At 64.4% G+C, this 21,536-nt stretch carries 19 protein-coding genes; all 19 read right to left on the bottom strand.

The window, feature by feature from the left end:
• Positions 1 to 37 precede the first annotated feature (37 nt).
• The 19 genes from atpB to WS70_RS00515 all read right to left on the bottom strand — a co-directional run bounded on the left by atpB (position 38) and on the right by WS70_RS00515 (position 21,467).
• The gene (gene atpB / locus WS70_RS00610) at positions 38 to 889 is read right to left on the bottom strand and encodes a F0F1 ATP synthase subunit A (protein ID WP_059473442.1); all 852 of its coding nucleotides are present in this window, start codon (positions 887 to 889) and stop codon (positions 38 to 40) included.
• 115 nt (positions 890 to 1,004) lie between these two features.
• Entirely contained in the window at positions 1,005 to 1,532 is a 528-nt protein-coding gene (locus tag WS70_RS00605; RefSeq protein ID WP_059597923.1) for an ATP synthase subunit I, read from the bottom strand.
• Between the two features lie 270 nt (positions 1,533 to 1,802).
• On the bottom strand, positions 1,803 to 2,936 hold the full coding sequence (locus WS70_RS00600; protein WP_059473444.1) for an SLC13 family permease: 1,134 nt from the start codon (positions 2,934 to 2,936) through the stop codon (positions 1,803 to 1,805).
• Positions 2,937 to 2,943: 7 nt separating this feature from the next.
• Entirely contained in the window at positions 2,944 to 3,831 is an 888-nt protein-coding gene (locus tag WS70_RS00595) for a ParB/RepB/Spo0J family partition protein (protein WP_059473445.1), read from the bottom strand.
• Positions 3,832 to 3,866: 35 nt separating this feature from the next.
• A complete protein-coding gene (locus WS70_RS00590; protein ID WP_059473446.1) occupies positions 3,867 to 4,637 on the bottom strand; it encodes a ParA family protein in 771 nt (256 codons plus the stop codon).
• Positions 4,638 to 4,689: 52 nt separating this feature from the next.
• Positions 4,690 to 5,385 carry a 16S rRNA (guanine(527)-N(7))-methyltransferase RsmG gene (rsmG, locus tag WS70_RS00585; RefSeq protein ID WP_082716475.1) on the bottom strand — a complete coding sequence of 232 codons (696 nt, stop codon included), beginning with the start codon at positions 5,383 to 5,385 and terminating at the stop codon, positions 4,690 to 4,692.
• Positions 5,382 to 7,355, bottom strand: coding sequence for a tRNA uridine-5-carboxymethylaminomethyl(34) synthesis enzyme MnmG (gene mnmG / locus WS70_RS00580; protein WP_059597924.1), 1,974 nt, complete (start codon positions 7,353 to 7,355; stop codon positions 5,382 to 5,384). Before mnmG ends, rsmG begins: the two co-directional genes overlap by 4 nt.
• A gap of 162 nt (positions 7,356 to 7,517) precedes the next feature.
• Positions 7,518 to 8,273 carry an ABC transporter ATP-binding protein gene (locus tag WS70_RS00575; protein ID WP_059473449.1) on the bottom strand — a complete coding sequence of 252 codons (756 nt, stop codon included), beginning with the start codon at positions 8,271 to 8,273 and terminating at the stop codon, positions 7,518 to 7,520.
• Positions 8,273 to 10,066: a branched-chain amino acid ABC transporter ATP-binding protein/permease gene (locus WS70_RS00570; protein ID WP_059597925.1), complete on the bottom strand. Its 1,794-nt coding sequence runs from the start codon at positions 10,064 to 10,066 to the stop codon at positions 8,273 to 8,275. The genes WS70_RS00575 and WS70_RS00570 overlap by 1 nt, the downstream gene beginning before the upstream one ends.
• 4 nt (positions 10,067 to 10,070) lie before the next feature.
• Positions 10,071 to 11,126 (bottom strand): branched-chain amino acid ABC transporter permease, encoded by a 1,056-nt coding sequence (locus tag WS70_RS00565; protein ID WP_059473451.1) that lies wholly within the window; start codon positions 11,124 to 11,126, stop codon positions 10,071 to 10,073.
• A gap of 298 nt (positions 11,127 to 11,424) precedes the next feature.
• Positions 11,425 to 12,582, bottom strand: a complete 1,158-nt coding sequence (locus tag WS70_RS00560; RefSeq protein WP_059597926.1) for an ABC transporter substrate-binding protein — start codon at positions 12,580 to 12,582, stop codon at positions 11,425 to 11,427.
• Positions 12,583 to 12,879: 297 nt separating this feature from the next.
• Positions 12,880 to 14,022: an ABC transporter substrate-binding protein gene (locus WS70_RS00555; RefSeq protein WP_059473453.1), complete on the bottom strand. Its 1,143-nt coding sequence runs from the start codon at positions 14,020 to 14,022 to the stop codon at positions 12,880 to 12,882.
• A 473-nt stretch (positions 14,023 to 14,495) separates the two neighbouring features.
• Positions 14,496 to 15,470 carry a branched-chain amino acid ABC transporter permease gene (locus WS70_RS00545; RefSeq protein WP_059473576.1) on the bottom strand — a complete coding sequence of 325 codons (975 nt, stop codon included), beginning with the start codon at positions 15,468 to 15,470 and terminating at the stop codon, positions 14,496 to 14,498.
• The gene (locus WS70_RS00540) at positions 15,470 to 16,354 is read right to left on the bottom strand and encodes a branched-chain amino acid ABC transporter permease (RefSeq protein WP_059473454.1); all 885 of its coding nucleotides are present in this window, start codon (positions 16,352 to 16,354) and stop codon (positions 15,470 to 15,472) included. The genes WS70_RS00545 and WS70_RS00540 overlap by 1 nt, the downstream gene beginning before the upstream one ends.
• Positions 16,355 to 16,481: 127 nt before the next feature.
• On the bottom strand, positions 16,482 to 17,678 hold the full coding sequence (locus tag WS70_RS00535) for a beta-hydroxybutyrate-binding protein (RefSeq protein ID WP_059473455.1): 1,197 nt from the start codon (positions 17,676 to 17,678) through the stop codon (positions 16,482 to 16,484).
• Positions 17,679 to 17,747: 69 nt separating this feature from the next.
• Complete coding sequence (locus tag WS70_RS00530; RefSeq protein WP_059473456.1) at positions 17,748 to 18,503, bottom strand: ABC transporter ATP-binding protein; 756 nt, start codon at positions 18,501 to 18,503, stop codon at positions 17,748 to 17,750.
• On the bottom strand, positions 18,500 to 19,279 hold the full coding sequence (locus tag WS70_RS00525) for an ABC transporter ATP-binding protein (protein ID WP_059473457.1): 780 nt from the start codon (positions 19,277 to 19,279) through the stop codon (positions 18,500 to 18,502). The genes WS70_RS00530 and WS70_RS00525 overlap by 4 nt, the downstream gene beginning before the upstream one ends.
• Positions 19,280 to 19,498: 219 nt before the next feature.
• Positions 19,499 to 19,690, bottom strand: coding sequence for a hypothetical protein (locus WS70_RS31305; RefSeq protein WP_156438401.1), 192 nt, complete (start codon positions 19,688 to 19,690; stop codon positions 19,499 to 19,501).
• A 91-nt stretch (positions 19,691 to 19,781) separates the two neighbouring features.
• On the bottom strand, positions 19,782 to 21,467 hold the full coding sequence (locus WS70_RS00515) for a GMC family oxidoreductase (protein WP_059597927.1): 1,686 nt from the start codon (positions 21,465 to 21,467) through the stop codon (positions 19,782 to 19,784).
• Between the last annotated feature and the right edge of the window lie 69 nt (positions 21,468 to 21,536).

The following is a 21,536-nucleotide window of genomic DNA, read 5'->3' as shown; positions in this document are numbered from 1 at the left end:
AAAACTGAAAACAAACTTGCTTGATTGTCCGGCACGCTTAGTGCGACTCGTGCGCCTGACCGAGATACACCAGCGTCAGCATCATGAAAATGAACGCTTGCAGCAGAACAATCAGGATGTGGAAGATCGCCCAGATACTGCCTGCGAGGACATGACCGATGAAGCCGAGTATCGATGCGTCCGCGCCGAAGCCCCACATGCTGCCGAGAAGGGCGATCAGCAGGAACAGCAACTCACCCGCGTACATGTTGCCGAACAGCCGCATGCCGAGCGACACGGTCTTCGCGACATATTCGACGATGTTCAACGCAAGGTTCGGAATCCACAGCAGCGGATGCGCACCGAACGGGGCCGACAGAAGCTCGTGCGCAAAACCGCGCGGCCCCTTGATCTTGAGGCTGTAGTAGATCATCAGCACGAACACGCCGAGCGCGATGCCGAGCGTGCCGTTCAGGTCGGCCGTCGGCACGATGCGATGATGCGAAATGACTTGCGACAGGCCCAGCCAGCCGATCACGCGGCCCGGCAGGTCGACGGGAAGGAAGTCGAGCGAGTTCATCAGCGCGACCCAGACGAACACGGTCAGCGCGAGCGGCGCAATGAAGGTGCGATTGCCGTGAACGACCGCCTTCGACTGGTCTTCGACCATTTCGACGATCATTTCGATCATGCACTGGAAGCGTCCCGGCACGCCCGGCGTCGCCTTGCGCGCGGCCAGACGCAGGATGAGGATGGTGACGATGCCGCAGACGATCGACCAGAACAGCGTGTCGAGATTCCAGACGTGGATATCGAAGATCGACGTCTGATGCGCGGTGGAAAGGTTTTGCAAGTGGTGCGCAATGTACTCGGACGGATCCAGAGCACGCGTTCCTTCGCTAGCTGCCATAATCGTTGATGTCACCCAAATTGTCGAAAATCGGTATATCCGCTTCGCCGCAATGGTTCATTGCGGGAACGGGCCAACGCGGGAACTGTCGAATCCACGCGCGGCACTTAATGCCTTATCGCCAGGCGAGCGCAATCCAGTACGTCTTCAGCACCAGCAGATACGTGACGAGCAGCGGCACCCAATGCGCGCCGGGGTACCCCAACGCGACGGCAACGAACATTGCAATCGTCGCGCCCATCTTGAGTACTTCGCCGATCACCCAGCCCATCACGGTATCCGCGCCTTTTTGCCTCAGACGCGCCGCGAACAACGCACTCGGCACCCAGCCGATCGCTCCACCCAGAAATGCCGATTGAGCAGCGGCGCCCGGCGACTTGGAAAACAGCCACCACGCCAGTGTTGCAACCAGGGACAAGACCATTTGCGCCATCACGACCCGATAAGGCGTGACGCGCGATGGCCGGCTCACTTCAGGACCGAACAGCGCTTCCGCCTCGGCCCGCGTGAGCGGAGCGACATCAACTTCCTGCTGTTCGACATCCCAGTCGTTTGCGGCGGATTCGCGCCGCCCGACGGCTCCCGAAACGGTGCGTTGCGCTCGCCGATCTTCGTGCCTTTTATCCGGCGCTCGATCCGCCATCGCAGTTATTTCCGCTCAATCCCTATTCGGCCCTAAAGCTTTCCGAAAGCTTTCAGGGGTGCCTAACTAACAAATCCGGGCGATTGTAAGCGATAGTTGCAGGTGATTCAAGGCTTTAGACGCGACAAAAATCCGTATGAAACGGCGCTTCATGATGCGAAAAGTTCGTGAATTTTTGGCGTCCGGCGGCAGTTGTAAGGTGAGTTTTTTTGATCGCTTGCGCGCCGTGAAACACGCTCTCCCCGGCCCCGGTCCGGCACATTCGGCTGCTCAAAAATAATGCAGCACGAGCGCGCCGAGCACGGCGCTCGCGACGCCGAACGGAATGCTCACGAGATGGAACGGCAGCCACATCCCGCGCGCCCGCGACAGCCGGATCGCGATCAGGTTGGCGAGCGAGCCGATCGCGACGCCAAAGCCGCCGACGCTCACGCCGAACGCGAGCGCGCGCCAGTCGCGCGTGAACTCCGACAGCAGGATCGCAGCAGGCACGTTGCTGATCCCTTGCGACAGCAGCACGCCCGCCGCATACGCGCGCAGCGGTGTGTCGAGGCCGATGCCGGCGATCGTCCGATGGACCGCCGGCAGCGTCGCCGCACTGCGCAGCACGACGAACATCAGCACGAAGATCAGCAGCAGCAGCCAATCGATCTTCAACACCGCGTCGCGCCTCACGATCAGAAAAAGCGCCGCGAGCGCGAGCGAGCCGACGAGCGCATGGTGCGCGTCCGCGAGCAGCACGAAGCCCGCGAACAGCGCGACGGTCGCAAACGCATGTGCGCGATCGACCGGCCGTTCGATGCGGTCCTTCGACAAGTCGAGCGGACGGCTTTCGAACGCGCATGCGGTCATGGCGAGCAGCAGCACCATCAGCACGAGCGCGAGCGGCCCGAGCGCGATCACGAAATGGCCGAACGAGACGCCGCTCAATTGCCACAGAAACAGGTTTTGCGGATTGCCGAGCGGCGTCGCGATCGCCCCCGCGTTTACCGCCAGCGCGATGTAGATCACGAGGCGCTTGAACGGCAACGGCGTCAGCTCGCGCAGCGACAACACGAGCGGGATCACGACGAAGAGCGCGACGTCGTTCGTCAGCCACACCGACAACGCTGCGGCGAACATGACGAGCAACGCGGCAAGCGCACGCTCCGAACGCACGCGGTGAACGATTCGATGCGCGAGCCACATCAGGAAGCCCGACAGCTCAAGCGCCTTCGTCAGCATCAACAGGCCGGCGAGCGTCGCGACCGTCTGCCAGTCGACGAGCCGCGCGAGCGCAATCGCCGATTGCGGGTGCGCGAACTGCAGCGCGATCAGCGCCGCAATGAGAATGGATAGGACCGGCTCGTGCAGGATGAACGCGATGATGCGCGCCGGCGCACGGCCGCCGACCAAATTCGACACGTCTCCGTTACGCAGTGACGTTGCCGCGCAATCGCGCGAGGATGCCTTCGAGCGCGTCGAGGTCGCCGAAATCGATCGTCAACTGACCGCGCCCGCGGCGACCGACCTTGATCTTCACGTTCGATGCGAGCAGATCCGACAGCTCTTCTTCGAGGCGCCGCGTGTCGCGGCCGCCGTCGTCCTTCGCACGCGCCTTCACCGTCGGTTCGGCCTTCGTCGTGTGCGTGACCAGCTTTTCCGCCTCACGCACCGACATCCGCTTGTTGACGACCTGATGCGCGAGCGTGATCTGCGTCGCGGCATCCACCGCGAGCAGCGCGCGCGCGTGGCCCATGTCGAGATCGCCCGCTAGCAGCATCGTCTGCACCGGCGTCGCGAGGTTCAGAAGGCGCAGTAGGTTAGACACCGCGCTGCGCGAGCGGCCGACCGATTCTGCCGCCTGCTCATGCGTGAAACTGAATTCGTCGAGCAGACGCTGGATGCCGTGCGCCTCTTCAAGCGGATTCAGATCCTCGCGCTGAATGTTCTCGATCAGCGCCATCGCGGCAGCGGCCTGGTCGGACACGTCCTTCACGAGAACCGGCACCTCTTCGAGGCCCGCGAGGCGCGCGGCGCGGAAACGCCGCTCGCCCGCGATGATCTCGTATTTGTCAGATGAAATAGGTCGCACGAGGATCGGCTGCATCACGCCCTGCGCGCGAATGCTCGCGGCAAGCTCCTGCAGGCTGCCCTCGTCCATTCGGGTACGCGGCTGATACTTGCCGGCCTGCAGCTTGCCGAGCGCGAGCACGTTCGGCGCGCCGTCGATCTTCACCGCTTCGGTGATGTCGGCACTGCCGCCGAGCAGCGCTTCCAGGCCGCGTCCCAAACCCTTTTTCTTCGCTACCGCATTCATGTTCTGTTCCCTCGATTCTCGTCTGGAAGGCCGACTCAAAGCGCGCGCACCCGCTCGATCATTTCCGCACCGAACTGAATGTAGGCTTGAGCGCCGCGCGAGCCACGATCGAACACCACACCGGGAAGTCCGTAGCTGGGCGCCTCGGCAAGCCGCACGTTGCGCGGAATCACTGCGTCGAACACCTTGTCGCCGAAGTGCGCCTTCAGTTGATCAGAAACCTGCTGCTGCAGCGTGATCCGCGGATCGAACATCACGCGCAGCAAGCCGATCACCTTCAGGTCGCGATTCAGGTTCGCATGCACTTGCTTGATCGTGTTGACGAGGTCGGACAGCCCTTCGAGCGCAAAGTATTCGCACTGCATTGGGATCACGACGCCGTGCGCCGCGCACAGACCGTTCAGCGTCAACAGCGACAGCGCGGGCGGACAATCGATCAGCACGAAGTCATAGTCGTCCGCAACCATCGCAAGCGCGGCCTTCAGCTGGCGCTCGCGGTTCTCCACGCTCACCAGCTCGATTTCCGCGCCGGCGAGCTCGCGGTTCGCCGGCAGCACGTCGTACTTCACCGCTTCGGGACGCACGCGCGCGTCGGCAACCGTGACACCGTCGACCAGCACTTCGTAGACAGTCGACTCGCATTCGGCCTTGTCGATGCCGCTGCCCATCGTGGCATTGCCCTGCGGGTCCAGATCGATCAGCAGCACGCGTTGCCCCTGCGCCGCGAGGCTCGCGGCAAGATTGACCGTCGTCGTCGTCTTGCCGACGCCGCCCTTCTGGTTCGCCACGCAGAAGATCTTTGCCATCGTTGGTGTGTTCCTTCTCTTCAAATGGTCCGGGCGCCTCACGGCGCGCCGGTTAAATTGCTTCGCCGAGCTCGACTTCGATCAGATGCCGCTCCGCATCGAGCGACGGAACCGTCAGACGGATCGCTTGCTTGACGCGCGCGCCGGCGGGCAAGCGGCCGATTTCATCGTCGGGACGCACGCCCTTCATCGCCCAGATCGAACCGCCCGGCGCAACGAGGTGCCGGGCAAGTGTAACGAAGTCCGCCAGATCCGCGAATGCCCGCGACACGATCACGTCGAATTTCCCCGGGACGTCGCCGCCGGGACGCAGCGTTTCGACGCGCCCCGTCACGACCGACAGATTGCCGAGCTTCAGCTCGGCCTTCGCCTGGGTCTGGAATGCGGATTTCTTGTGGACGATGTCGTTCAGCGTCACCTGCCATTCAGGCAGCGTGATCGCGAGCACGATGCCCGGCAGACCGCCGCCGGAGCCGACGTCCAGCGCGGTCGCGACCGCGCCGTGCGCGCCGAGATGCGGAACGATCGACAACGAATCGAGGATGTGTTGCACCAGCATCTGTCGCGGATCGCGAATCGCGGTGAGGTTGTAGACCGCGTTCCATTTCGCGAGCAGCGCGACGTAATCGAGCAGCGCGCCGTGCTGCGCATCGCTCAACGCAACGCCCAACGCTTCCGCACCTTCCGACAGCAATGCTCCCAGCGTTTCCCGGCTGGCAATCGGGGCTTGACGACGTTGCGCCGTCATTGCTGCGCCGCGGCGTTTTTGGCCTCCGCATCGGCATTCGAGGCGCCGTCGGCGCCCTTCCGCCGGCCGAGCCCGCGTTTCTTTAGATGGACCATCAGCAACGAGATTGCAGCGGGCGTCACGCCCGAGATCCGCGATGCCTGCCCGATCGTTTCCGGGCGGAACTGATTCAGCTTCTGACTCACCTCGAACGACAGACCGCGCACGTCCGTGTAGTCGATACCATCGGGCAATCGCGTATTTTCGTTCGCACCGTTCCGTTCGATCTCGCCGGCTTGGCGCTCGATATAGCCCTGATACTTGATGCCGATCTCGATCTGCTCCTTGATCTGTACAAGCAGGATCTCGTCGTCGGTCAGCGGTTCGGCCGGGCCGCACTCGCCGCCGTGCAGCGCGCACACGCCTTCATAGCTGACGCCGGGCCGGCGCAACAGCTCCGCGAGACTATATTCGTGATCGATCGGCTTGCCGAGCAACGCGATCGCCTCTTCGGCAGGCAGCGTCTTCGGCGTCATCCATGTCGTGCGCAGCCGTTCGGTTTCACGTGAAACAGCGTCGCGCTTCCGGTTGAACGCGTCCCATCGAACGTCGTCGACGACGCCCAGTTCGCGCCCGATTTCGGTCAGACGCATGTCCGCGTTGTCTTCGCGCAGGCTCAGTCGATATTCGGCGCGGCTCGTGAACATTCGATACGGCTCGGACACACCGCGCGTGACCAGATCGTCGACGAGTACGCCGAGATATGCCTGGTCGCGCCGCGGACACCACGCCGCTTTCTCTTGTGCATAGCGGCCTGCGTTGATGCCAGCCAGCAAACCTTGCGCCGCTGCCTCTTCGTAGCCGGTCGTGCCATTAATCTGGCCCGCAAAAAACAGGCCATTGATCGCCTTGGTTTCCAGTGACGACTTCAGCGCGCGCGGATCGAAATAGTCGTACTCGATCGCATAGCCGGGGCGCAGGATGTGCGCCTGCTCAAGGCCGCGCATCGAGTGCACGAGCTCGAGTTGCACGTCGAACGGCAAGCTGGTTGAAATGCCGTTCGGATAGAACTCGTTGGTCGTCAGCCCTTCCGGCTCGAGGAAGATCTGGTGCGAATCCTTCGACGCAAAGCGGTGAATCTTGTCCTCAATCGATGGGCAATAACGGGGCCCGACGCCCTCGATGACGCCTGTATACATCGGCGAACGATCCAGGCCACTGCGAATGATGTCGTGCGTGCGCTCGTTCGTGTGCGTGACCCAGCACGGCAGCTGCTGTGGGTGCTGCTCGGCCCGCCCGAGGAACGAGAACACCGGAATCGGATCGAGATCGCCCGGCTGTTCTTCGAGCTTCGAGAAGTCGATCGTCCGGCCGTCGATACGCGGCGGCGTACCGGTCTTCAGCCGCCCTTGCGGCAGCTTCAACGCCTTCAGGCGCGACGATAGGGACACCGCAGCCGGATCGCCAGCGCGGCCGCCTGTATAGTTGTTGAGCCCGACGTGGATCTTGCCGTCCAGGAACGTGCCGGCCGTCAGCACGACTGCACGCGCCCTGAATCGAACGCCGACCTGCGTGACCGCGCCGACCACCCGATCCCCTTCGACCATCAGATCGTCGACCGCCTGCTGGAACAGCCACAGATTCGGCTGATTCTCCAGACGATGACGAATCGCCTGCTTGTACAGCACGCGATCGGCCTGCGCACGCGTCGCGCGGACAGCCGGTCCCTTCGACGAATTCAGGATACGGAACTGGATGCCGCCTTCATCAGTGGCGGCCGCCATCGCACCGCCGAGTGCGTCGACTTCCTTGACCAGATGGCCCTTGCCGATGCCGCCGATCGACGGGTTACAGCTCATCTGGCCGAGGGTTTCGATGTTGTGCGTCAGCAGAAGCGTCTTCGCGCCCATGCGAGCGGAAGCCAACGCGGCCTCGGTGCCGGCGTGACCGCCGCCGACGACGATGACGTCAAATTCAATGGGATAAAGCATTGCGGACTTCGCGCAGGACGACGCACGAACCTATCAGAGAAATGTATGGGCCGAATTATAGCGGGTTAGCTTTTGACTCGAATCTCGTTCGAACGGCCGATCAACAAAAAACGGCGTGTTTCACGTGAAACACGCCGCCGGTGAGAGCACGCGAAGCGGCCGCTAAACCGCTTTCTTCGCGAGTCCGAGATAGGTTTCGATGACCTGGGGATTCCGTGCGAGTTCGCCCGCCGGACCGTCGAGGGCGATCTCGCCGGTCTCGAGCACATAACCGTAATCGGAAATCTGCAGCGCCGCGCGCGCGTTCTGCTCGATCAGCAGCGTCGCCACGCCCGTTCCACGCAGCGCACTGATGATATGGAAAATCTCCTTCACGATCAGCGGCGCGAGCCCAAGGCTCGGCTCGTCGAGCATCAACAAGTCCGGCTTGCCCATCAGCGCGCGCCCGACAGCGAGCATCTGCCGCTCGCCGCCCGACAGCGTCCCCGCCACTTGCTTGCGCCGCTCCTTCAGCCTCGGAAACAGCGCGAAAACTGGCTCGAGCTGGTCGAGAAAATTCGCGTCGCCGGCCATCTTCCGCCGGTACGCACCCAGCACGAGGTTATCTTCGACTGACATTGTACCGAACAGCTCCCGCTTTTCCGGCACGAGACACATGCCACGCGACACGCGCTGCTCGACCGGCAACGCGCTCACGTCATCGCCGCGATAGCGGATTGTGCCGGCTGCATGGCCGTGCGTCGGCAATGCCCCCATCACCGCGTTGAGCAGCGTCGACTTGCCCGCACCATTCGGGCCAATCACTGTGACGATCTGCCCCGCTTCGACCTTCAGCGCCGCGCGATGCAGCGCCTCGACCTTGCCGTAACGCACCGACAAATCCCGCACCTCGAGAACCGGCGTCGTCGACTGATCCATCACTCCACCCCGCCGAGGTAAGCTTCCAGCACCGCCGGATCCTTCTGCACATCCTGCGGCAAGCCTTCTGCAATTCGTGCGCCGAACTCCATCACGACCAGCCGATCGGTCAGGTTCATCACGAAATCCATGTCGTGTTCGACGAGCAGCACGCTCATTCCCTCCGCCTTCAATTTGCGCAACAGCTCGGCCAACTGCTGTTTCTCCTGATAACGCAGGCCCGCTGCGGGCTCGTCGAGCAGCAATAGCGTCGGATCGCTGCACAGCGCGCGGGCGATCTCGAGAATCCGCTGCTGGCCGAGCGCGAGGCTGCCAGCCTCGTCATACATGTGCGCTTCAAGCCCGACGCGCCGGATCTGCTTCGCCGCTTCGGCCATCAGCCGCGCCTCCTCGTTCGCATTCAGTCTGACGATGCTGCGCCAGATGCCGGCCGTGCCGCGCAAGTGCGCACCGATCGCGACGTTCTCCAACGCCGTCATTCCAGGCAGCAGTTTTACGTGCTGGAATGTGCGGCCAATGCCCCTCTTCACGATTTCACGTGAAACAAGTTCGTCGATCCGCTCGCCGCGGAACGTGATCTCTCCGCTCGTCGGCCGTAGCACGCCCGTCACGAGGTTGAACGTCGTCGACTTGCCTGCGCCGTTCGGGCCGATCAAGCCGAGGATCTGCCCCGCCAGCACGTTGAAGCTCACGTCGTTCACCGCGACGAGCCCGCCGAACTGCTTGCGCACATTTTCGACGACGAGCAGCGCTTCGCCGGCCTGCGGCCGCGCGCGCTGCGGCAGCGGCTTCGCATGCTCCGGCGCCCGCGCGACCGGCTCGTGCGGAAAGCGCCGCGCAACGAAGGGCCAAACGCCGTGCCGCGCGTACTGCAGCAGCAACACCATCAGCACGCCGAACACGATGATCTCGAAGTTGCCTTCGACGCCGAGCAGCTTTGGCAGCAGCGTCTGCAGGTAGTCCTGCAACACGGTGACGATCACCGCGCCGATCACCGCGCCCCACACGTGCGCGACGCCACCGACCACCGCCATGAACAGGAACTCGATTCCGTGATTCAGCCCGAACGGCGTCGGATTCACCGCACGCTGCAGATGTGCATACAGAAAGCCCGAGATCGACGCGAGCACCGCCGCATAAACGAAGATCGCAACGCGCATCCATCCGGTGTTCACGCCCATCGCCTCAGCCATCACGCCGCCGCCGCGCAGCGCGCGGATCGCGCGTCCGGGTCGGCTATTAAGCAGATTCTGAACAGAGACGATCGCCGCGAGCACGACGATCCAGATCACGTAATAGAGGCTGCGGCCCGTATCGAGCGTTTGACCGAACACGGCGAGCGCGGGGATGCCGTTGATCCCGTCGTACTTGCCGAGCCAATCGAGATTGCCAAACAGGAAGAACAGCGCGAGCCCCCATGCGATCGTCCCGAGCGGCAGGAAATGACCGGACAGACGCATCGTGACGGCGCCCAGCACGAGCGCAACGAGCGCCGTCAGCGCGATGCCCGCAATCAGTCCGAGCCACGGCGACGCACCGTACGTCGTCGTCAGATACGCGGTCGCGTACGCGCCGATGCCGACGAACGCCGCCTGCCCAAAACTCGTCATTCCGCCGATCCCGGTCAGCATCACGAGCCCGATCGCGACGATCGCATAGAGCCCGATATAGTTCAGCAGCGTGATCCAATACTCAGGCACGCGCACCGCGCCGGGCAGCGCCGGCAGCACGAACAGCACGAACAGCACGACGAGAAACAACCAGAACGCCTTGTTGCGTAAGATCGCCTTCATCGCGTCACGCCTCCTCGTCTTCCGTTTGCGGCGCCGCAAGGCTGCGCCACAGCAGCACCGGCACGATCAACGTGAAAACGATCACTTCCTTGTACGCGCTCGCCCAGAACGACGAATACGATTCGAGCACGCCGACGAGCAGCGAGCCCGCAGCCGCAAGCGGATAGCTGACGAGCCCGCCGATGATCGCGCCGACGAAGCCCTTCAGGCCGATCAGGAAGCCCGAGTCGTAGTAGATCGTCGTCAGCGGCCCGACGAGCACGCCAGACAGCGCACCGAGCCCCGCCGCGAGCGTGAACGCGAGCCGCCCGGCCTCGGACGTGCCGATGCCGACGAGCCGCGCGCCGAGACGGTTCACCGACGTCGCGCGCAGCGCCTTGCCGGACAGCGTGCGCTCGAAATACAGATAGAGCGCGGCGATCAACACAAGCGCGGCACCGACCACCCAGACGCTCTGCCTCGAGACCGACAGGCTGCCGAGCCCGAACGATGCGTCGGAGAACGCGGTCGTACGCGAACCTTCCGCGCCGAACATCACGAGCCCGAGTCCGACCAACGCGAAATGCACGGCGACTGACACGATCAGCAGCAGCAGCGTCGTGCCTTCGGCGATCGGCTGATACACGAGCCGATAGATGAACGGTCCGAGCGGCACGACGATCGCGAGCGTGAGCGCGATCTGCGCAATCATCGGCAGCGGCTGCGCGGCGACGCTTCTCGTCACCGAGTAGATCGCGAGCGGCAGCAGCACGTAGCGGCTCGCGAGCGTCGTCAGCGTGCGGGCGACCTGGTGACGACGGGCGCGATATCGGATCAACCCGCCTACTTCGAGCATGAAGCACGCGATGCCCGCGACGAACAGCAGCCAGCAGGTCGCCGGAAACTTCTGAGCTTGCAGCGCCGCAAGCGTCAGCGCGCCGTAGGTGACGAATTCGCCCTGTGGGATGAAAATTACGCGCGTGACGGAGAAGACGAGCACGAGCGCGAGCGACAACAGCGCGTAGATCGCGCCCGTCGTGATGCCGTCCTGCGCGAGAATCGCCGCGATAGAGAAATCCATGTGGTCTCTTCGGTTGAGAATGCGTCGACGGAAAAAACGGAAATCCGGCCTGCACGACAGGCGCTGTCGCAAAGCGGCGCGACTCGCCGCCGTGCCGGACGACTTCCATCATCCGGCAAACGGACGGGGCGCGCCGCTCGCCCATATCGGAGCGACGTGAAACCAATGCAGCAGGACGCGATACGCCAAGCGAGGCCCATGAGCCCCCTCGCCGCCGCGCGTGCTGCCCTACGTCCCGCGCAGCACGCACGATGCGCCGCTCGCCACGCTACCCCGCAGCGGCAGCCGCAACCGCAATTTAATCAGCCTGCAGCTTCCACTTGTCGCCGACGATCTGCACGATCACGCGAGCTCGCGCATCGAAGCCGTTGTGATCGGCGGGCGTCGTGTTGATCACGCCGTGCGACACCGGCAAATCCTTGACGTTCTCGAGCGCCGCCCGCAACGCTTCGCGAAACGCCGGCGTCCCGGGCTGCGCCTTCTTCAGCGCGTCGGGAATCGCGCGCTGAAGCATCAAGCCTGCGTCCCACACGTGGCCGCCGAATGTCGACACCGCACCCGCGCCGTACGCCTTCTCATACGCGGCCTTGTACGCAAGCGCCGGCTGCTTCGCCGGATTCGAATCGGGCAGCTGGTCGGCGACGAGCACGGGCCCCGCCGGCAGCAGTTCGCCATCGCAATCCTTGCCGCATACGCGCAGGAAATCGTTGTTCGCGACGCCGTGGGTCTGATAAACCTTGCCCGTGTAGCCGCGCTCCTTCAGCGTCTTCGCGGGCAGCGCAGCCGGCGTGCCCGCGCCCGCGATCAGCACCGCGTCCGGACGCGCGCCCAGCGTCTTCAGCACCTGGCCCGTCACCGACGCGTCGGTGCGGTTGTAGCGCTCGTTCGCGACGATCTTGAGCCCGTTCGCCGCCGCGGCCGCGCTGAATACGCCATACCAGCCGTCGCCGTACGCATCGGCGAAGCCGATGAAGCCGACCGTCTTCACGCCGTGCTTCGCCATGTAGCCGGCGAGCGCGTCGGCCATCAAGCGGTCGTTTTGCGGTGTCTTGAACACCCATGCGCGCTTCGCGTCCATCGGCCCGATGATGTGCGCGCTCGCGGCAAGAGAAATCGTCGGCGTCTTGCCTTGCGCGACGACGTCGATCATCGCGAGCGCATTCGGCGTGATCGACGAGCCGACGATCGCGTCGACATGATCCTCGTCGATCAGCTTGCGCGTGTTCTGCACCGCGCGGCTCGTGTCCGACGCGTCGTCGAGCACGATGTACTCGATGCGCTTGCCGCCGATCTCCTTCGGCAGCAGCGCGACCGTGTTCTTTTCGGGAATGCCGAGCGACGCGGCGGCGCCCGTCGCCGACACCGTGACGCCGATCTTCACCTGCGCCGACGCGAGCGTGGCGGTACATAAGCAGCCGGCCGCAAACACGGCCTCGATCCATCGATTCATTTTCATTGTGTGTCTCCAAACGCTGCGCGAAACGCGATCGATCGCGCCGCTGCGACACGGCGCGCCGATCGAACCTGCACGCCACCGCGGCCGGTTTCACGTTCCACCGTGAATCGACGCGGGGCGCGTTCTGTTGCGCTCCCCTGCGCGCGCATATCGCACGCGCCCATCTGCTGCTACTGCGGCAATCGTCCGACGGATCCCGCCCGCCGCGCGCGGTTACAAAAAAGCGCGGCCGATCGCACGCGCCTTTCGCCGCCCTGTCCGCCGCGCAATGCCCCGCGCTCGGTTCCGGATGCGCTTTCACTGACCGCCGGCGATCTCGACCTTCACGCGCGCACGTTCGTCGAGACCGGCGTGGCCGGCGGCGCTCACGTCGAACACGCCGTGCGGGCCGGCGACGTCCTGTGCGTTCTCGCGCGCCATGCGCAGCGCGCTTCGAAATCCCGGCGTGCCGGGCTGGCCGCTCTCCAGCGCGATCGGAATCGCGCGCTGCAAAAGCAGCGCCGCGTCCCACGCGTGGCCGCCGAGCGTCGACACCGTGCCGTCGCCGTATGCGTTCTCGTACGCGCGCTCATACGCGAGCGTGGACGGCTTGACGGGATTCGAATCAGGAAACTGATCAGCGACGACGATCGGGCCGGCGGGCAGATACGTGCTTTCGCGGTCCTTGCCGCATACGTGCAGGAAATCGTTGTTCGCGACGCCATGCGTCTGATGGATCGCGTCCGTGTAGTCGCGTGCCTTCAGCGTCTTCTGCGACAGCGCGGCCGGCGTGTCCGCGCCCGCGATCAGCACCGCATCGGGCCACGTCGATAGCGCCTTCAGCACCGGCCCCGTCACCGACGTGTCAGTGTGCGCGAAACGCTCGGTCGCGACGAGCGCGGTCCGCTTCACGGCCGCGGCCTTGCCGAATTCCTTGAGCCAGCGCTCGCCGTATGCGTCGCCGAAACCGACGAACGCGACCGTCTTCGCGCCGCGCTTCGCCATGTGCCCGGCGATCGCGCTCGCCGTCAGGCTGTCGTTCTGCGGCGTCTCGAAGACCCGTGTGCGCTTCGCATCAAGCGGCTCGACGATCGACGCGGACGACGCCATCGAGATCGTCAGCGTCGATGTCTGCGCGGCGACGTCGGTCATCGCGAGCGCGTTCGGCACGATGGTCGAGCCGATCAGCGCGTCGACCTTGTCCTCGCTCGTAAGCTTGCGAGCGTTCTTCACAGCCTGCGTCGAATCGGTCGCATCGTCGAGAACGACGTAGCTCATTTTCTTCCCGCCGATTTCCTTCGGCAGCAGCGCGATCGTGTTCTTTTCGGGGATGTCGAGCAACGTGGCGGGGACGATGGCGGAGACAGTGCCGCCGATCTCGACGTCCGCGAACGCGGGGCCCACGACGGCCGCCCATGCGACTGCCGCGCCGAATCCCCAGAATCGCCACGCCTCTTTCATCGAGTTCGTCTCCGTGTCTTGCGCTCGGCCAGTCCCGACCGATGGGTCGGGGAACGGCGAGTGTAGCGGACGCGTTGCGCGCGCGGCAACCGGGTTAGCCCGCAGCGGCAGCGGCCATCCAGTGCTCGCGAACGGCCAGGGACGGCAACGGAATCGGCGTTATTTGGCGAAGACGAGGCTTCGGGCAACCGCGAACGCGCAAATAAAAAGCGCTGTTGGAACGAATCCAACAGCGCTTTGGGTCGGGCACTCAGTGCCTCGAATGTCTCCTCGTTCTCCACCTGCAAATTCGTTTCGCGGTGCATCAGAACTGAGACGAAGGTTAATGCAAGCCTGCACAGCGCGACAACCTAGCATTTACCCCTATGGTGCATCGCCGCACGAAATTGGGGCACGTCACAGCCAGGCTGGATCCGTGTTTGCCGTTCATATTAGATCGGATTCCAAACGATCGTTGCGCACCGCACGATCGCTCAGGACGCCCGCAGCGGCCGCACTCGAGCGATCACCTCGCCGACGATCCCGCGCCGGAACGCGAGCACGCACGCAATGAAGATGAGGCCCGTGACGATCGTTGCGGACTCGCCGAGGGAGCGGAACCAGTCGATGCCCGTCGCCGACGCGAGCCAGCCGCCGATGTCGCCGAGCCGATCCTCGAGCGCGACGATCAGCGCCGCGCCGACGAGCGGGCCGAACAGCGTGCCCATGCCGCCCACGAGCGTCATCAGCACGACGAGGCCCGACATCGTCCAGTATGCGTCGCTCAGCGTCTCGAAGCCGAGCACGACGACCTTCAGCGCGCCCGCGAGGCCCGCAAGCCCGGCCGACAGGATGAACGCGAGCAGCTTGAAGCGATCGGTATCGTAGCCGAGCGACGTCGCGCGGGGCTCGTTCTCCTTGATCGCGACGAGCACCTGCCCGAACGGCGAATGCACGATGCGCACGATGAAGAAACATGCGCACGCGATCACGACGAGCACGACGTAATAGAGCACGAGATCCGACGACAGATCGAGGAGTCCGAACAGTCGGCCGCGCGGCACGCCCTGCAGGCCGTCCTCGCCGTGCGTAAACGGCGCCTGCAGATAGACGAAGTACACCATCTGCGCGAACGCGAGCGTGATCATCGCGAAATAGATGCCCTGCCGCCGGATCGCGAACAGCCCGACGACGAGGCCGAGCAAGGTTGCCGCCGCGGTGCCCGCGAGCACGCCGAGCTCGGGCGTCGTGCCGAGCGACTGCATCGCGTAGCCCGTCACGTAGCCCGCGGTCGCGAGGAACATCGCGTGGCCGAACGACAGCAGGCCCGTGAAGCCGATCAGCAGATTGAACGCGGCCGCGAAGAGCGCGAAGCACAGCACCTTCATCACGAACAGCGGATACGCGCCGACGAACGGCGCGACGAGCAGGCCGATCAGCAGCAGCCCATAGAGCGCTTTTCTCTGCATCATCTTTCCTTGCCGAATAAACCCGCCGGACGGATCAGCAGCACGATCGCCATGATCACGAAGACGACCGTCGCCGACGCTTCCGGATAGAACACCCGCGTCAAACCCTCGATCACGCCGAGCATCAGGCCCGTCAGGATCGAGCCGAGAATCGAGCCCATCCCGCCGATCACGACGACCGCGAACACGGTGATGATCATCGGCTGCCCCATCAGCGGCGACACCTGGATCACCGGCGCGGCGAGCACGCCGGCGAATGCGGCGAGCGCGACGCCGAAGCCGTAGGTCAGCGTGACCATCATCGGCACGTTGACGCCGAACGCCTCGACGAGCTTCGGATTCTCGGTGCCCGCGCGCAGGTACGCGCCGAGCCGCGTCTTTTCGATGACGAACCACGTCGCCATGCACACCGCGAGCGACGCGACGACGACCCATGCACGATAGTTCGGCAGGAACATGAAGCCGAGATTCGTCGCGCCGGACAGGAGCTCGGGCACGTCGTACGGCTGCCCGGACGAGCCGTAGATCGCGCGGAACACGCCTTCGACGACGAGCGTGAGCCCGAACGTCAGCAGCAGGCCGTACAGGTGATCGAGCTTGTAGAGCCAGCGCAGCATCGAGCGTTCGATCAGGATGCCGAACAGCCCGACGATGACGGGCGCGAGCACGAGCATCGCCCAGTACGGCAGGCCGAGATACGTGAGCCCCATCCACGCGAGCATCGCGCCCAGCATGAAGAGCGCGCCGTGCGCGAAGTTGATCACGTTGAGCAGCCCGAAGATCACCGCGAGCCCGAGGCTCAGGATCGCGTAGAACGAGCCGTTGACGAGTCCGAGCAACAACTGGCTCAGCATCGCCGACATCGGAATGCCGAAGATGTCCATCGAATCTGCCGTCAGTCAGTCAGGTTTGAATCGTTGCGCATGCAACCAAATGGGCGCAACGGCCGCGTTGGAGCCGCCGTTGCGCGTGCGTTCGCCGCGCCGAAACGCGCGCGGCGAACGCGCCACATCACTTCCACAACGCGCAGCGCGTCTCCTGCTTCGTCGTGAACGCCTGCTCGCCCGGGATGGTCGCGACAACCTTGTAGTAGTCCCACGGCTCCTTCGACTCGGACGGCTTTTTCACTTCCATCAGATACATGTCGTGAATCATGCTGCCATCCGTGCGGATGTAGCCCTTCGCGTAGAAGTCGTCGATCTTCATCTTCTTGAGCTGCGCCATCACCTTGTCGGAATCGGTCGAGCCCGCCGCCTGCACCGCCTTCAGGTACGTCGTCACCGACGAATAGTCAGCCGCCTGCAGGCTCGACGGCATCTTCTTCATCTTCGCGAAGTAGCGCTGCGCCCATTGCCGCGACGCCTGATCGCGATTCCAGTACCAGCTGTCCGTCAGCACGAGACCCTGCGTCGTCTCGAGGCCGAGTGCGTGGACATCGTTGATGAACATCAGCAGCGCGGCCAGCTTCATCGTCTTCGTGATGCCGAACTCCTTCGCCGCCTTGATCGCGTTCACCGTATCGCCGCCCGCGTTCGCGAGGCCGAGGATCTGCGCTTTCGACGACTGCGCCTGCAACAGGAACGACGAGAAGTCCGACGCCGACAGCGGATGCCGCACTTCGCCGAGCACCTTGCCGCCGTTCGCCTTCACGACTTCCGCGGTGTTCTTCTCGAGCGCCTTGCCGAACGCGTAGTCGGCGGTCAGGAAGAACCACGTCTTGCCGCCCTGCTTCACCACGGCCGAGCCCGTGCCTTTCGCGAGCGCCATCGTATCGTACGCGTAGTGGACCGTGTACGGCGTGCACTGCTCGTTCGTCAGCGTATCCGCGCCCGCGCCGATGTTGATGTAGACCTTCTTCTTCTCGGCGGCGACCTGGTTCATCGACAGCGCCGTCGCCGAGTTCGTGCCGCCGACGAGCAGATCGAGCCCGCCGCGGTCCATCCATTCGCGCGCCTTCGACGCGGCGATGTCCGCCTTGTTCTGGTGATCGGCGTACACGACTTCGATCGGCTTGCCGTTGACCTTGCCGCCGAAATCGGCCACCGCCATCTTGATCGCCTCGAGGCCGCCCTGTCCGTCGATGTCCGCATAGAGGCCGGACATGTCGGTGATGAAGCCGATCTTCACGGTGTCCGCGGCCTGCGCGGCGCCCACCGACCACGCGGCGGCGACGGCGAGACATGCATGCGCGAGGGTCTTCGATTTCATTGACGTCTCCTGGTGTAGTGCGTTGTGGTTGTCAGGTTATGTACATCGGGGGACCGGCAAAGCGGCGCGCTAAACGCCGAGCAGATCGTGCAGCACAGGCATCTTTCCCTCGAGCTCGGTCGCGCCGAAATGCTCGACGATACGGCCGTGCTCCATTACGTAGAAGCGATCCGCGAGCGGCGCCGCGAAACGGAAGTTCTGCTCGACCATCACGATCGTGTAGCCGCGCGCCTTCAGCGTGACGATCATCTTCGCGAGCGTCTGCACGATCACGGGCGCGAGGCCTTCGGAGATCTCGTCGAGCAACAGCAGGTTCGCGCCCGTGCGAAGGATCCGCGCGACGGCGAGCATCTGCTGTTCGCCGCCCGACAGCCGCGTGCCCTGGCTGCTACGGCGCGACGCGAGGTTCGGGAACATCTCGTAGATGTCTTCGAGCGACATCGCACCCTGGCGATCGCCGAGCACGGGCGGCAGCAGCAGGTTCTCCTCGCACGACAGGCTCGAGAAGATCCCGCGCTCCTCCGGGCAATAGCCGATGCCGTAATGCGCGATCTTGTGCGTCGGCAGATCGATGGTCTCGTGGCCGGCGACCTTGATCGAGCCGCTGCGCCGGCCCGTGAGCCCCATGATCGCGCGCAGCATCGTCGTGCGGCCCGCGCCGTTGCGGCCGAGCAGCGTGACGACCTCGCCTCGGTGCACGGTCAGATCGACGCCGTGCAGGATATGCGATTCGCCGTACCACGCTTCGAGCCCCGCGAGCGCGAGCGCGGGCGTACCGCTTTCGACATTGTTCAACTCGCGCTCTTCCCGTTCGCTGTGGTTCATGCGTGCGCCCCCACGAGCGCCGCGTCGGCGCTGCCCATGTACGCCTCGACGACGAGCGGATTCTTCGACACCTCCGCATACGTGCCTTCCGCGAGCACTTCGCCGCGCTGCAGGACAGTGATCGTGTCGGAGATGCCCGCGATCACGTTCATGTTGTGCTCGACCATCAGGATCGTGCGGCCGCTCGCGACCTTCTTGATGAGCGCCGTCACGCGATCGACGTCCTCGTGGCCCATCCCCTGCGTCGGCTCGTCGAGCAGCATCAGCTCCGGCTCCATCGCGAGCGTCGTCGCGATCTCGAGCGCGCGCTTGCGGCCATACGCGAGCTCGACCGTCGGCACGTGCGCGAAATCGGTGAGGCCGACCTGTGTGAGCAGATCCATCGCGCGATCGTCGAGACGCTTCAGCGACCGTTCGCTACGCCAGAAATGGAATGCGGTGCCGAGCGGGCGCTGCAGGCCGATGCGCACGTTCTGCAACGCCGTCAGATGCGGAAACACCGCGGAAATCTGGAACGAACGGATCACGCCGCGCCGCGCGATCTGCGCGGGGCGCTCGTCGGTGATATCGATGCCGTTGTAGACGATCTGACCCGCGGTCGGCTTCAGGAATTTTGTCAGGAGATTGAAGCAAGTGGTCTTGCCAGCGCCGTTCGGCCCGATCAACGCATGGATCGAGCCGCGCCGCACGCGCAGGTTCACGCCGTTCACCGCGGTGAAGCCCTTGAATTCCTTTGTGAGTCCGCGTGTTTCGAGAATCGTGTCGCCGAGAATCATGTTCCCTTCCTACGAAGTGAGGCGAAGCGCTGGGAGATCTCGCGCAAGCGGCCACGATGCATTCAGCGGATGAGAGGCGGCCCCCGAGCTTTATGTCATTGCGTCGAGGCTGGTCTCCTCACACAAGTCGCAGATTCAGACTGCGTGTCATTGTCGCGCCGTTGGTGCAGTGCATTCATCGGGATTTGCACTTATAGGACGCGACGGCCATCAGCATTTTTACACGCTTTTTTTGTCGTGCAGATCAATGCGTTCGCGCATTGCCGCGCCGCCTGTCTGCTCGCGCGAAACCGTTTCCGACCTCACGCAAACCCTGACGACATGCGTATTTCTTCTACGCGCGGCGAAAAGTTCTTCGAAGAAAAAACGCGTTCCGGCACGAATCGAAACAAACGCCGCGATCGAGTACATGCAAGATGCTTCGTCGCGTTTTTTTGGGTTAACCCTCGGCCGCTTTTTTATTTCGATTCATTGCCGATTCTTTCAACGGATCGTGTCATTTTTACGTCGGCAGCACGGCTTCGGCGCGCGCAGCCGCGCCGCGCTCCGACGTGCCGCGACGATCCGCGCGAATCATGTCGCTCGCGCGCTCGGCGATCATCAGCGTCGGCGAGTTCGTGTTGCCCGACGTGATCGTCGGCATCACCGACGCGTCGACGACCCGCAGCCCCGTCACGCCGCGCACGCGCAGGCGACTATCGACGACCGCGTCCGGATCGTCCGCGCGCCCCATCTTGCACGTGCCGACCGGATGGAAGATGGTCGTGCCGACGGCGCCAGCCGCGGCGATCAATTCTTCTTCGCTCCGATACTGGACGCCCGGCAGGATTTCTTCAGGCGCATAGCGCGCGAGCGCGGATGCGGCGGCGATCCGGCGCGTCAGGCGCAGCGCGTTTGCCGCGACGTGGCGATCGTAATCGGTCGATAGATAGTTCGGCGCGATCGACGGCGCGCGCATCGGGTCCGGCGACCCCGCGTGAATGCTGCCGCGCGACGTCGGCCGCAGATGACAGACCGACGCGGTGAACGCATTGAAGCGATGCAGCGGCTCGCCGAAACGCTCGAGCGACAGCGGCTGCACGTGATATTCGAGATCGGGCCGCGTGAGCGCCGGATCGTTCGGGTCCGATTTCGCGAACGCGCCCAGTTGCGACGGCGCCATCGACATCGGCCCGCGCTGCATCAGCGCGTATTGCGCGCCGATCACCAGCTTGCCCCACCAGTGCGCGGACAACGTATTCAGCGTGCGCACGCCGCGCACGCGAAACGCCATCCGCAGTTGCAAGTGATCCTGAAGGTTTTCGCCGACGCCGCGCAGATCCACGACGACGCCGATGCCGAGCGCCTGCAACCGGCCGCCGCCGCCGATGCCGGACAGCTCGAGCAACTGCGGCGAATTCACGGCGCCCGACGCGAGCAGCACTTCGCCGCGCGCACGCGCGACGTAAGGCGCGCCGCCGCCGCGATACCCGACGCCCGCGCAGCGCTTGCCGTCGAACACGAGCCGCTCGGCCTGCGCGCCGGTGATCACGGTCAGGTTCGGCCGCGCGAGCGCGGGACGCAGGAACGCCTTCGATGCGTTCCAGCGGATGCCGCGCTTCTGGTTGACTTCGAAATAGCCGACGCCCGTGTTGTCGCCGCAGTTGAAATCGTCGGTCGACGGAATGCCCGTCTGCTGCGCGGCCTGCGAGAACGCCTCCAGGATCTCCCAGCGCAGCCGCTGCTTCTCGACGCGCCACATGCCGCCCGCGCCGTGCGCGTCGCTCGCGCCCGCGTGATGATCCTCGCTGCGCTTGAAGATCGGCAGCACCGCGTCCCACGACCAGCCGTCGTCGCCCGTCGCGCGCGCCCAATCGTCGTAATCGCCGCGCTGGCCGCGCATGTAGATCATGCCGTTGATCGACGACGAGCCGCCCAGCACGCGCCCGCGCGGATACGACAGCGCGCGGCCGTTCAGCCCGGCTTCGGGCTCGGTCTTGTAGAGCCAGTCGGTGCGCGGATTGCCGATGCAATACAGATAGCCGACCGGGATGTGGATCCAGTGATAGTCGTCCTTGCCGCCGGCTTCGAGCAGCAGCACGGTTACGTCGGGATCTTCGGTGAGCCGGTTCGCGAGCACGCAGCCGGCCGTGCCGGCCCCGACGATCACATAATCGAATTCGCCTTCGAGCATCCGTTCGGTAGCCACTGTCTCTGTCTCCTCGATTCTGGTGCGTCGGTCTTGCGCGGACCGTCGTCATGCGCCGCGGCGCAGGCC

The organism is Burkholderia mayonis (assembly GCF_001523745.2).
Classification (GTDB): Bacteria; Pseudomonadota; Gammaproteobacteria; order Burkholderiales; family Burkholderiaceae; genus Burkholderia; species Burkholderia mayonis.
Note: the sequence above shows the minus strand (reverse complement) of the source record. Positions and strands in the feature narration are given on the sequence as shown.